The following is a 13,075-nucleotide window of genomic DNA, read 5'->3' on the forward strand; positions in this document are numbered from 1 at the left end:
AGGTAAGCATTTGATCTGTGAATTTTAACCTTTATGAATGATAATGGTTAATAATGAAGGCATTTATGGAATTATATGGAAGCGCTTTTCATACTTATGCTCTTTTAATAAATTACCTAAATATGATCGTCTATAATGAAGATATAATGAAAATTTAAAGCTTTATTTGTTGAAGTTTAAAGTTAATTCTCGAAAAAAATACAGATCAAATAAAGGTTTGACTAAAAAGCAGTAACCCAAGAAAGGCAATTATATCTCGGCAACAATTTTATCTTCAGGAAGAAGAAGGTTTTGAAAAGAATCTGCTTCTGTATTTAAATTAATTTGCCTGAGTACATCAATTAAGTTATGAATATTACTTTGTATCAGAGGATGATCATTTGGGAAATTGCGTTGTCTGATTGAGAGAGATTCTTTTAATAAAACTTGAGCTTTTTCATGCTCATTTTGAGCCAGTGCTGCTTTTGCCATATTAGTTTTAGCACTGGCGATTTCAGGATGATTCGGTTTGTAGCTGGATTGGAAAATATTTAATACTGCAGAATAAATAGAATCCGCCTTGATATATTCTCCTTTTTGATAATAAAGTGTGCCATATTTTCTTAAATGGTGGGCATATTTAGAGCTTTTCATGCCTGATATGTTACCGGTGATGGCTACAGATCTGTCAATTAGAGTTTTTGCTGAATCAAATTTATGTTCTTCTATGTAAATACTGGAAATATTAGAAGAGAGATTCGCTACTTCAGGATGATTAGGTCCATACAGATTTTCAGCCATGGCGAGTGCCTTTTTATAATGTTTTTTTGAATCTGTTTTCCGGTCCAATATTTTATATAAAGTTCCTATGTTTGAAAGATTAGCAACAATACCCGGGTGCGGCCCCTGAATCATGGCTTCAAGCATTTCCAGTGATGTAAATTGATACTCTAAAGCATCCTGATAATTCCCCAAATATCGATGTATGGATGCAAGTATATAAACGGATTCAGCAATATTTACATCCGGAACTTCATAAATTTTATATTCAATATTCAAGGCTTCTTCAATAAGAACGGATGCTTGCTCATATTCGGAATTTAACCTGAGTACATAAGCTAAGTTCTTTAAAGCTTTGGGATACTCCGGCATATTTGTTTCTTCAACTTCGCGAAACATATTTACGGCCTTCTGAAGATAAATTTTTGATGAATCAAGTTTACCCAGATCCCGGGTTATGACACCCATTACATTATACGTATGTGCCAAATCAGTGTGTTTAGCACCCGCTTCTTCTAATATTTGAATGGATTGATCTAGTATGGGTTTTGCTTTTCTTGGTTCGCCAACGGTATTATATGCGTGCCCGATCACTTGCAGAAGCTTTGCCCTTACCTGGGGATCCTTGTCAATATCTTGAATATCTCGGATGCTTTTATCAAGGATATGACGAACAGTTATGGTATCACCTCTTGAATTTTCAGGGTAATTTTGTTCAAGTAATCCAATTACAAATGAGCTGATTTCTTCCGATTTTTCGGCTTCCAGTTGAGCGGTATTTCTTTCCTGAGTTATTCTATTGGTATAAAAACCGGTAAAAGATACAATCAAAATTAAAATTCCGGCGGCGATACTAATACCCTGCTTGTTACGCTTTATAAATTTTAGAGAACGATATCTAAAAGAATCTTCCTGAGCTGACACTGGAAGGCCTTCCTGAAAATTATTCAGATCTTTTAAAAAATCATTTGCCACTCTATATCTTGAGTCGGGTTCTTTTCTAATAGATTTCAGGACAATAGCATCCAAGTCGCCTTGAAGCTGTTTTTTGAGTTTTGGATCGGAGACTTTATTACTTGGCTTGCTTGGCTCTTCCGAAATTATGGCTTGCTCTACCTGATATTGGGTAAGATCGTCCAAATCAATAGGATCAGAATCGGTAAGCAATTTATATAATACCACACCCAGAGCATAGAGATCGGTAGCAGTCGTTATATTTTCCTGACGGATTTGCTCGGGTGCTGCATATCTAGGGGTTAACAGCCGGGAACCTGTTTTGGTTAATATGGTATCCTCATCATCCAGCAACAGTTTGGAAATTCCAAAATCAAGAATTTTAACGTTGCCGGATTGGTCTATCAGAATATTGTCGGGTTTGAGGTCGCGATGTATGGTAAGGTTTTCATGTGCATTTCGTAACGCCTCCAAAACTTGTTTAAAAAGGGCAATTTTTTGGTTAATCGTACACCGATGTATAATACAATATTCGGTTATAGGCATGCCATCAACATATTCCATGATGATATATGGGAACCCATCGTTAGTTACACCGCCGTCATAAAGGTGGGCAATACCCGGATGATTTAACCGGGCAAGTATTCGCTGTTCTCTTTTGAATCGTTTTATGTTTTCTTTAGTACCCCTTCCGTTACGAATAATTTTTACAGCTACTTGATGCTTGAATTCTCCATCCGAACGTTCAGCGAGATATATTGCTCCCATCCCACCTTCTCCAATTTGTTCTTTAATTGTATATGAGCCAAGTGTGGTGCCGATTAATGACTGTTGAGCTGAAATTTGTTTAATATCCTCAGACAGGTCTTCAAATAAACCTTCTTTAAAGGTTTCGGGATCTTCCAGCCAGCCTTCAGAATCCGAAATTGATTCAAGCAGTTGATAGACTTCATTTTTGAGATTGGGATCATCCCCGCAAGTTTGTTCAATAAATGAATTTCGATCTTTTTTTTTCAGATCGAGAACATGATCAATTATATATTCAATTTTTTTCCACTTGGATTCACTCATATATAAATAGGTAGCAGTCTTTTTAGTTTTAGCCAGCTCTGTTATCAAGGAATACGTATAGCAAAAGTAATTGAGCCCAAGTCAATCGAGTTTAAACTTTCCTTTCAATTCTTTGTAGAGCCATCCACGTGCTTTCATCCAGTCTCGTTTTACCGTACTCTTTGAAATTCCCAAAGCGTGGGCTGTATCTTCAATACTCATCTCCCCGAAAAAACGCATTTCTACAACTTCTGCAAGGCGTTTATTTAATGTTTCCAGTTCTTTTAAAGCGGTGTCAATATTGATGAGTTCTTGAGCTTTTTGTTTTTGTACTGCAAATATTTCATCGATATAAGTAACGTCTTTATTATTACCTCCGCGTTTTTGAGCATGCTTCTTGCGGGCATGATCAATAAGTATTTGGCGCATGCATTTAGACGCAATCGCTAAAAAATGAGTTTTATCATTAAAATTGATCTTAGTCTGATCAATCATTTTTAAGTAGGCTTCATGAACCAGCTCGGTTTTTGATAAGGTGTGATCAGCTGATTGTCTCTTCATATGGCCATAAGCCAATTTCCGCAATTCCCCATAAATAAGTGGGTATAATTCATCATAGGCTTCGTTTTCCCCTGATTTCAGACGCACTAAAAGCTGGGTTACTTCTGCTTTTTTCATTTAATAACTTATTTACAACTCGTTAACGTTATTGGAGTGCTATGTTGCAGGCAACAGTAAAAATTTTAAGGAAACTATATAAAGAAACTTAGCCTTGAATTCAATTCTTGATACATTCTGTTTAAGATAGTTTTTGAGTCGGTTAAATTTTAATTAGCATAGATAATAAAGACAGGGGGATTTCTTTTTTAATTATCCCGGATTGGGAAATTACATGGTAAATAAAATATTTAATTGAAATTTATTTTTAGGCTCACCCGTGCAGGAATCAAATACACACGGTTTTTTGGGCGAAAATAATTGTCTGCCTCATTTTTATACAATCTTTTGGTGATTACTTTCCATAATTTAATACTAAATCAAGGCATATAGCAGAATGGAAAAAGAGAAAATATTTATAGGTTTAGTACAAACAACTGCCTCAGAAAATCCTAAGGATAATTTGTATCGACAAATGGGATTAATTCGAGAAGCTTCCGAGAAAGGTGCGCATATTGTTTGCCTTCAAGAGCTGTTTAATACCCCTTATTTTTGTGTAGACTATAATGAGGAGTATTTTAATTGGGCGGAGCCGGTGAACGGAGATTTAGTACAGAGCTTGAGTGAGTTAGCGAAGGAGCTGGGTATTGTAATTATCGCGCCTTTTTTTGAGAAAAGGGCAAAGGGTGTTTATCATAATTCCTTGGTTGTCATTGATGCTGATGGGAGTGTTTTGGGCAGCTACCGTAAAACACATATTCCTGATGACCCGGGGTTTTATGAAAAATATTACTTTACTCCCGGCGATGAAGATTCAGGGTTTAAGGTATTTGATACCCGATTTGGAAAAATAGGGACCCTGATTTGTTGGGATCAGTGGTATCCTGAGGCAGCCCGGATCACGGCCTTAAAAGGTGCTGATATTTTATTTTATCCAACTGCTATTGGTACACTTTCTTCCGAAGGAAAAAAAGAACAAAAAGAATATCAGGATGCCTGGGAAATAATACAACGAAGCCATGCCATTGCAAATGGCTGTTTTGTGGCTTCAGTAAATAGGGTAGGTAAAGAATCAGGTTCAAAATTTTGGGGCGGCTCATTTATAGCCGGGCCTTTCGGCCAGGTGTTGGCCAAAGCGGGAAATAAGGAAGAAATATTGATTACGGAAATTGACTTAGGGGCTATTGAAAAGCACCGGAAAACTTGGCCTTTCTTTCGAGATCGCAGAATTGATTTATATAAGCCAATTCTTAAAAGAGTGGATGATTAAGTGAGCTCTAAACCAGCCTTTTTAATGCCGCCCGAATGGCATCGTCATTCAGCTACACAACTTCATTGGCCTTCAAATCGAAAAACCTGGCCGGGTGAACGGTTGGAGAGGGTAGAAGAAGTGTATTGTCGGATAATTGAGGAACTCCATTTCTATGAGCCCATTCATCTGTTCGTAGAGAATCTTAAAGTCAGAAACCATGTGATGCAGAAACTTTCACTCAGGGCTGTTGAGCTGGATCGGGTTTTTATACATCAACAAAAAATAAACGATGTTTGGGCAAGAGATTGTGGGCCTATTTTTGTTAAGGAAGGTGATAGATATGTGATCACCGATTGGGGATATAACGCCTGGGGTGAGAAATATCCACCATGGAAAGATGATAATGCAATTCCTGAATTTATAGCCGCTAAGTTTGGAATGAAGCGGATTGAACCCGGGATGATACTGGAAGGCGGGTCCATAGATGTTAATGGTAATGGAGCTTTGTTGACTACAGAGTCTGTATTACTAAATGAAAATCGAAACCCGGAATTTACCAAAGCAGATATTGAGAAAAGGTTGAAAAAATTCTTGGGAGTTGATCAAATTATATGGCTAAAAGAAGGCCTGGCCGGAGATGATACAGACGGCCATATAGATGATATAACCCGCTGGTTAAATGAAGATACCGTTCTCACTATGATCTGTGAGGATAAAGGTGAGGTCAATTATGAGGTGCTTCAGGAAAATCTTAAAATACTTCAGTCTACGAAGCTGAAAAATGGAAAATCATTGAATATTGAAACATTACCCCTTCCCAAGACAAAAATTGAGGGTACTACGGTAGATGGTTCAGAATATGTGCCGGCAAGTTATGCAAATTTTTATGTTGCCAACGGAGTGGTTTTAGTACCCGTTTATGATAAGAAATATGACAATCAGGCTCTTCATCTTCTTAGTAAATATTTTCCGGGGCGAAAAATTATTGGTATTCCTTGTGCTGATTTGGTGTGGGGACAGGGGGCCATCCACTGTATTACACAACAATGGTACGGCATCTAGTGTAAATTATGCTCCTACAGTGTAGAAACAGAATGAGTGTCTAATTGACCGATTCAATGGGAATTCTGGTCGGGGTTTTTTCACCTGAAACAATTGCCTCAACAGCAGTTGCAACTGCCTGTATTGTATTTGTAGTGTGTGGGATATGTAATGTATTAAACTCATCTGTAACCCGGTGGTAATCCTGATCTATATCAATGGGTGTTGTGCTAATGCTATGGGCAGGTACGCCAAGCCGGGCCAGTGTTACGTTATCTGACCGGTAGAACAAATTTTGATTGGGATAAGGGTCGGGGTAGAATTCAAAATCGGAATCCTGAATATTATTTTGCAAAATCTCTCCCAAAGAAGAATACTCAAAACCGGTTATCCAAGCCGTATTGGGTCCTTCAATAGCGGGTTTGCCAATCATTTCTAAATTGATCATAGCCACAATCTCATTTGGATTTAGCTGTTTGCAGAAATACCTGGAACCATACCCACCTACTTCTTCTGCAGTAAAGCCTACAAAGTATAAGGTTCGTTGAGGTTTTGAACGGTTTTCAAAATAACGAGCCAATTCAATTACCCCGGCTACTCCTGAGGCATTATCATTGGCACCATTGGCAATTGAATCTCCACGTACAGGCGACATGACACCAATATGGTCATAATGAGCAGAGAATAGTACAATTTCATCTGTTTTTTCACCTTCAATCATCCCGGCTACATTAAACAAGTCAATCGTTTCTATATCATTTTTTAAATGGATACTCATATTTTGTATTCGTTTGTCATACAAAACAAAGACGTCATTTGGCTGCATGTCCAACTCAAAGGCAAAGTTGGACCGGGTGTAGTAAGAACGATATCTGTGAAACCACTTAGAATGAGCTTTGGAAACTACAATCACTGAAGATTTTGAGTCTTCAGTGAATTCTTGAAATTTTTCACGGTAGGTATCTTCTTTCGAAATATATTTTAAATCTGTATCTCCTGTTTCCCAGTTTATTTGTTCTGTCTTAGCCATACCGAAATAATATTTGCTATCCAGTTCCTCATTATTAATACTAACAGTAGTTTCGGCCGGTTTTATGGAATAGAGGCTGAAATTCTGCCGGAAATCAGTGTTACCGGGAAGGGGAGAGAGTCCGATTTGTTTGAATTCATTAGCTATGAAATCTGCAGCATCCTCTATCTCATTTTCAAAGGCATGCCGCCCCTTCATCTCATCGGAACTAAGGGTTTGTATAATACGGGATACGTTTTGCTCAGTGACTTCAGTGCGTGTGTTGCACGATGAAATCAGCAAGCCAGCTGTTACTAACAGCATTACCAACGTAGAGTGATACATGTAGTTATTTAGTGATTTTTCGTTAATACAGCCTAATTTTAAGCAACCTTTTTCAACCTATTTGAAAAAAAATGATACAAGGGCGTAAAGCTCTGTAAAAATTAGCTTTTTTATTGTTTTAAACACAGGATGAGCGATGTGAGAGAGAAATTTTATGCGCTATTAATTTTATTTAAAATTTGGGTTTCCAAATTTTTTCAATGTGCGGTAATGAGAACCAACAGCTTCCCTGAAAGTGTTATGATGATTGTATGGGATCCCGAATTCCCCGGCTGTTTGTTCAACAATAAGACTCACATCGGGGTAATGAACACTGCAAATTTTTGGGAAAAGATGATGTTCAATTTGGAAGTTTAGCCCCCCTATATACCAAGATAAAGGTTTATTATCCCTGGCAAAGTTATTGGTGGTAATCATTTCATGTATAGCCCAGTGATTTTTAATGACATTATCTTCATTGGGTTCGGGATGCATGGTTTCTTCAACCACATGTGCAAGCTGGAAAATAACTCCCAAAATAAAACCCGCTGTAAGATGAAGGCTTACGAACCCGATTAACCATTGGTACCATGTAATGTCTAAAAGCATCAGAGGAAGGGCAATCGTATACCCATAATAGATTATCTTTGTTACAATTAAAGTAATCCATTCTTTAACCGGATGATTTTTATTTTCATAAGGTCCCAATGGCGATTTGAAGAAATACCAGTAATCTTTAACAAAAACCCAGAAAAAAGTGGCAAAACTATAGGCAAAAAAAGCCAAAATATGCTGAAGCCTGTGTATCGATTTGTGCTCAGAATGAGGCGACAACCGAATGAAGGCTGCTACTTCAAGGTCTTCATCATGTCCGTGGATGTTGGTGTAGGTATGGTGAATAATATTATGTGTGATTTTCCAGATATATCCATTGGCCCCCATCAAATCAAAAGTAAGCCCTAAAAAATAGTTTACAGTGCTGTTAGATGAATAAGCTCCGTGCAGGGCATCATGAGCGATTGAAAACCCGATTCCGGCCATTCCCACCCCCATTACAATGCTCAACAACCACATCGTTCCTAAAGAAAATTGCCCCGTCATTATTAAAGCATAGGCTCCAAAATAAAGGCCTAAAAGTGTGATGGTTTTTAACACCATTGAAAAGTTGGCATGTTTTGAAAGACTGTTTTCTTCAAAGTATTTATCCACCCTATTTTTAACTGTCCGGCTGAATTCCTTATCAATCTTATTATTGAACGTAACTTTATTTACACTCACAGATACCTCTGTTAATGGTTAACCATTGAATTTTAAAATACACATAAAGTAAGAGAAAATTATTTAGGGATTCATTTTAATGAATAACCCCTTGGAAGTCATTCGTTCAATCAATGCATCCCCAAAAGCAGTAATCGGAGTTAAAAAACCATTTTTTTGAGAATCTTTATCTGTTGATTCAAGAAGACATAGAGCTGATTCACACAAAAAGAAAACGGTTGATTTATTACCTGGATCTCCCGGATATGACATTTGGAGCTTCGTTTTATTTCCTTCATAATCATCTGCAAAAGCAGTCATTTTGAAATAACCTTTTTCAATTTTTTTTTCAGATGGCCCTTCTCCGGGTGCAGGCATTACTTTTTGTAAGAGTTTGCGAAACCATTTTTTAGGCCCTAAAACCGTAATTGAAAGCAAGACGATAGAAACCAGAATAAATGGAATAGGATTATACCATTTTCCCAGGGAAGAGTGTTCGCTATATGAAATACTTTTGGCGTAACAAAATTTTGTATCATGCATCATTGAAGCACTTTTATAAACTATTTTTGAGTTAATAGATCCCATTATAAAAGGGGCAGACCACCGATGAATTTTTTTGTCGTAACCAAAAAAATGAGATCGTTTAGGAGTATGAATTTGTTGATTTCCTTTATCAATTAACAATTTCGGATCAGCCATTTTCTTGTATTCACCGGTCTCAAATTTATTCATCATAGTGGCGATCGTTCCCCCATTAAAGCCACCACTGATACTGTAATAAGCTCTGATATCTAATTTTTCAGGACAATCAAACTCTTTACTCAATAGAAATGCTGCGATATCAGCAGGTACACTGTCAAACCCTGAAAAGGGAATAAGTTTTGCCCCGGTCTTTTTGGCTAATTTTTCGTACTTGTTTTTCATTTTCTTTATAAATCCAACTTCCCCGGTAATGTCCAGGTAGTGAGTGCCAAATTTTGCACAAGCTGCAATTACTTCTTCTCCGTACAAAGAAAAAGGCCCAACCGTTGTTATGATGATTCGGGCTTGTTTTACGACCGTTTCTACTTGCTCCCGAATGGTAGTATCTATAGTAAAACACTGGTTTTTAGCAAAATTCAGTTTTTCAGCTATTAGGCCAAGTTTGTCAGGATTTCGAGCTGCAATACCGTATTTCAGGGTGTCCGGTGTATGATCCTTTAAATATTGTGCCGCTCGTTTACCGGTAAATCCGGTAGCACCTATCAGGATAATATCAAAAGGTTTTGGAGGCATAATTAAATTATAAATGGAATTCACAGATATAAAAAAACCCCGCACATAAATTACGTGCGGGGTTTTAAAGTCTCGTTGGCTAGAATTAGCTCACTCGAGAAACTTCCACGGCACTAAGGCCTTTAGGGGTTTCTTCAACGTCGTATTCTACTTCTTCGCCATCAGCAAGCCCCTCTTCAAATCCAAGGTTTTGAATGTTGTTGCGGTGAACAAAGATGTCTTTTCCACCATTTTCAGGTTCGATGAAACCAAAACCTTTCTGTGCATCAAACCATTTAATTTTACCGTATTCCATAATTGTGTTGTGTTGTATTGAGTGCAACCACATGCTATAGTTTTGAGATTGATCAAAGCTATACTAAGTGTAGTTGCTTATTTATTGTTAGTTGTACAAACTATAGAGGGGAAACAAATACTATACTGAAAATACTAATACTGATTCTTACCATACATTTTGCATCACCTATAATATCTGCTTTTATATAATTAATACCAAAAAAGTGAATGTTAATTTCAGATTAGCTATTAAGTATCAGTTAGTTTTGCATATTATTGAGTGTTTAACTGCGTTATAAAAATGCTAATAGGTTAGGCTAAATCCAGTGATTATACTAAAAGCTTTTAAAAAATCTTGTGTCCTTGTGTTGTTGTTGCTTCTGTTAGCAGGTTCTAACATCCTGTATGCGCAGGAATCTACCCCTAATATATTCGAGATTACTCAAAATAAAGACCGGCGGGTAACCATTCCTTTTAAACTGATTAATAATCTTATAGTGGTAGAGGTGCATATAAATAATTCTGTTCCCATGAAATTTATTCTGGATTCAGGGGCGACTGGGAATATAATTACTTCCTTATATGATGAAGAACTTTATTTGAATAATGTAAATACGGTACGGCTTGCAGGTCTTGGAGAGGGAACTGCAATTGAAGCATTTCAGTCATTAGATAATACCATTCAGATTGGAGATAGAATAAGGGCGGTAAATGCAGAAATTCTATTATTGAAGCAAGATGTCTTTCAGCTTGATACTTTTATGGGAACCAGGATCCATGGAATATTAGGGCACGACTTTTTCGAAAGCTTTATCGTTGAAATTAACTACAGTAGAAAATTACTAAGGATCTACGAGCCCAATAATTTCAAGGAAAAATTCAAAGAGCTACCCGAACATCGAAAATGGTATGAGCTTCCCATGTCAGTGCAAGACAATAAATCGTACCTTAATGTAGGATATAAACATAAAAATGGAGATGAATTTATACCCCTTCGGTTGCTCCTCGATACAGGAGCCAGTAACTCATTTTCTTTATATGAGTCTATGGATGAAAGTATTAAAGTACCTGATGTAACCATAAATTCTATTATCGGCACCGGCTTGAGCGGAAAAGTAACCGGAGAGCTTGGGCGGGTACAATCAATGAAAGTTGGAGAATTTATTTTTGAAGAGCCGGTAGTTGCATTTCCTGACAGTCATTCTGTGCGAAGGGTTCTGAGGGTTGAGGATAGAAAAGGCAGTATTGGAGGAGATATTTTCCGAAGATTTAAAGTGATCTTTAATTATGGGAACGAATTGCTTTATCTCCGTAGAAATAGTGATTTCAATGATGAATTTTATTTTAATACCAGCGGCATAGAAGTTTATACGCCTGTTCCCGATCTCCCGTTTTATGTAGTGGCCTATGTAAGGGAAGGCTCACCGGCGTTTTCAGCAGGTGTAAAAGAAGGTGATGTCATCAGAGAGATAAATGGAACACGGGCAGTAGATCTCAAGATGAATGACCTAATCAATTACCTTCAGTATAAAAAAAGTAAAACAATATCCTTGAAGGTTGAAAGAGATTCAACAGTCAAGAATCTCAGTTTTAGAATGGATGCTCAACTTGTGCCGGATAGTTGAATGGAAAATAGATTTTACTGTTTTTGACTATAATTTGATTTCATTATTTACTAACTACACAGTTGTCAAATAATAATTAACCATTTACAAATATGCTTATAAAGATACGAAAGCCTTTACTTCTGATCGCACTTATGCTCTTCTGTGTTTCAGTAGTGGCTCAGGAAAATAACAATGAACGAGTATCAAAAGTTGATTGGAGTAAAACCACCGAGCATCAAGTTACGATAAAAGGACAACGCGTTCCATATACAACTACTGTAGGAAACCAACCGGTCTGGAATGAGGATGGAAAACCCATTGCCTCGTTATTTTATACGTACTATGAACGATCGGATGTAAAAGATAAAACCAAGCGGCCGCTTGTATTTTCATTTAATGGTGGCCCCGGTTCTGCCTCAGTTTGGATGCATATTGGATACACAGGTCCTAAGTTGTTAAAGATTGATGACGAGGGATTCCCGATTCAACCCTATGGAGTCAAGGATAACCCCAATTCCATTCTTGATGTTGCTGATATTATTTTTGTGAACCCGGTAAATGTAGCTTTCTCACGGATTATAGATGAAGAGGCTAAAAGGGAAACTTTTTTTGGGGTAAATGCTGATGTTGAATATTTGGCTGATTGGATAGATACTTTTGTTTCACGGCAAAATCGGTGGCCTTCCCCAAAATATTTGATTGGCGAAAGTTATGGAACTACACGGGTATCAGGGTTGGCAAACCAGCTTCAGTCAGCTCATTGGATGTATCTGAATGGGGTGATATTGGTTTCTCCTACCGGATTGGGAATAGAACGCGGCGGACCGGTAGGGGATGCTCTTCCATTGCCATATTTTGCTGCAACAGCTTGGTACCATAATGCATTAGACAACAGTCTCCAGCAAAAAGATCTGGATCAAATACTGCCGGAAGTAGAAGGGTTTACCGTTAATGAATATATACCGGCACTTGCTAAAGGCGGTTTTATAGAGGAAGCTGAAAAACAGCAGATAGCAGAAAAAGTGGCTTTGTATTCTGGTATTTCAAAACAAGCTGTTTTAGACCGAAACCTAAGTATCTCCACTTCTTTTTTCTGGAAAGAATTGCTTCGTGATCAGAGTTTAACCGTTGGCCGGCTTGACTCAAGATATCGTGGCATAGATCGCGAAAACGGGGGAGAGCGTTATGATTTTGATCCGGCTCTTACGGCTTGGAATCATGCTTTTACACCGGCGATTAACCACTACTTGAGAGATGTATTGGGATATGAGACTGATCTTCGGTATTGGACTTTTGGTCCGGTTCACCCATGGGACAGAAGCCGAGACAATACAGGCGAGAACCTGCGTTCTGCTATGGCTCAAAATCCATTTTTACACACTATGGTACAATCCGGATATTATGATGGCGGAACGAATTATTTTGATGCCAAATACACGATGTGGAATCTAGACCCCAGCGGGAAACTCAAAGACCGGTTGTCCTTCAAAGGTTATCGAAGCGGCCATATGATGTATTTACGAGCAGAGGATTTAACCACTTCTAACGAAGACATCAGGGAGTTTATCAGAAACTCTATTCCCGAAGAGGGAATGCCAGCTAAGTATTAAA

The 13,075-nt window shown here is 37.7% G+C and carries 10 protein-coding genes; 4 read left to right on the forward strand and 6 right to left on the reverse strand.

From position 1 onward, the window contains the following. Positions 1-249 precede the first annotated feature (249 nt). Positions 250-2,784: a serine/threonine-protein kinase gene (locus tag HUJ22_RS01380; protein WP_290872651.1), complete on the reverse strand. Its 2,535-nt coding sequence runs from the start codon at positions 2,782-2,784 to the stop codon at positions 250-252. Positions 2,785-2,865: 81 nt separating this feature from the next. Beyond that, entirely contained in the window at positions 2,866-3,441 is a 576-nt protein-coding gene (locus HUJ22_RS01385) for a sigma-70 family RNA polymerase sigma factor (protein ID WP_290872654.1), read from the reverse strand. A gap of 376 nt (positions 3,442-3,817) precedes the next feature. Here HUJ22_RS01385 and HUJ22_RS01390 point away from each other — a divergent pair, with 376 nt between their 5' ends. Further along, positions 3,818-4,690 (forward strand): carbon-nitrogen hydrolase, encoded by an 873-nt coding sequence (locus HUJ22_RS01390; protein ID WP_290872656.1) that lies wholly within the window; start codon positions 3,818-3,820, stop codon positions 4,688-4,690. Beyond that, positions 4,691-5,734 carry an agmatine/peptidylarginine deiminase gene (locus HUJ22_RS01395; RefSeq protein ID WP_290872659.1) on the forward strand — a complete coding sequence of 348 codons (1,044 nt, stop codon included), beginning with the start codon at positions 4,691-4,693 and terminating at the stop codon, positions 5,732-5,734. It abuts the gene before it with no gap. A 40-nt stretch (positions 5,735-5,774) separates the two neighbouring features. Here HUJ22_RS01395 and HUJ22_RS01400 read toward each other — a convergent pair whose 3' ends face one another. The 4 genes from HUJ22_RS01400 to HUJ22_RS01415 all read right to left on the reverse strand — a co-directional run bounded on the left by HUJ22_RS01400 (position 5,775) and on the right by HUJ22_RS01415 (position 9,876). Next, positions 5,775-7,067 carry a M20/M25/M40 family metallo-hydrolase gene (locus HUJ22_RS01400; protein ID WP_290872662.1) on the reverse strand — a complete coding sequence of 431 codons (1,293 nt, stop codon included), beginning with the start codon at positions 7,065-7,067 and terminating at the stop codon, positions 5,775-5,777. 168 nt (positions 7,068-7,235) lie between these two features. Then, positions 7,236-8,324, reverse strand: coding sequence for an acyl-CoA desaturase (locus tag HUJ22_RS01405; protein ID WP_290872665.1), 1,089 nt, complete (start codon positions 8,322-8,324; stop codon positions 7,236-7,238). A gap of 63 nt (positions 8,325-8,387) precedes the next feature. Next, positions 8,388-9,581 (reverse strand): saccharopine dehydrogenase NADP-binding domain-containing protein, encoded by a 1,194-nt coding sequence (locus HUJ22_RS01410; RefSeq protein ID WP_290872668.1) that lies wholly within the window; start codon positions 9,579-9,581, stop codon positions 8,388-8,390. A gap of 85 nt (positions 9,582-9,666) precedes the next feature. Next, positions 9,667-9,876: a cold-shock protein gene (locus tag HUJ22_RS01415; protein WP_290872671.1), complete on the reverse strand. Its 210-nt coding sequence runs from the start codon at positions 9,874-9,876 to the stop codon at positions 9,667-9,669. Positions 9,877-10,183: 307 nt separating this feature from the next. Between HUJ22_RS01415 and HUJ22_RS01420 the strand changes: the two genes are divergently transcribed. Beyond that, positions 10,184-11,482, forward strand: coding sequence for an aspartyl protease family protein (locus HUJ22_RS01420; protein ID WP_290872673.1), 1,299 nt, complete (start codon positions 10,184-10,186; stop codon positions 11,480-11,482). Positions 11,483-11,574: 92 nt separating this feature from the next. Further along, positions 11,575-13,074 carry a carboxypeptidase gene (locus HUJ22_RS01425; protein ID WP_290872675.1) on the forward strand — a complete coding sequence of 500 codons (1,500 nt, stop codon included), beginning with the start codon at positions 11,575-11,577 and terminating at the stop codon, positions 13,072-13,074. Position 13,075 lies beyond the last annotated feature (1 nt).

Origin of the sequence: Gracilimonas sp. (assembly GCF_014762685.1) — a bacterium.
Taxonomy (GTDB): domain Bacteria; phylum Bacteroidota; class Rhodothermia; order Balneolales; family Balneolaceae; genus Gracilimonas.

Bases quoted from the DNA above. Each gene is read 5' to 3' on its own strand.
- HUJ22_RS01380 (WP_290872651.1), bottom strand. From the start codon at position 2,784: ATGAGTGAATCCAAGTGGAAAAAAATTGAATATATAATTGATCATGTT.
- HUJ22_RS01425 (WP_290872675.1), top strand. From the start codon at position 11,575: ATGCTTATAAAGATACGAAAGCCTTTACTTCTGATCGCACTTATGCTC.
- HUJ22_RS01385 (WP_290872654.1), bottom strand. From the start codon at position 3,441: ATGAAAAAAGCAGAAGTAACCCAGCTTTTAGTGCGTCTGAAATCAGGG.
- HUJ22_RS01415 (WP_290872671.1), bottom strand. From the start codon at position 9,876: ATGGAATACGGTAAAATTAAATGGTTTGATGCACAGAAAGGTTTTGGT.
- HUJ22_RS01410 (WP_290872668.1), bottom strand. From the start codon at position 9,581: ATGCCTCCAAAACCTTTTGATATTATCCTGATAGGTGCTACCGGATTT.
- HUJ22_RS01390 (WP_290872656.1), top strand. From the start codon at position 3,818: ATGGAAAAAGAGAAAATATTTATAGGTTTAGTACAAACAACTGCCTCA.
- HUJ22_RS01400 (WP_290872662.1), bottom strand. From the start codon at position 7,067: ATGTATCACTCTACGTTGGTAATGCTGTTAGTAACAGCTGGCTTGCTG.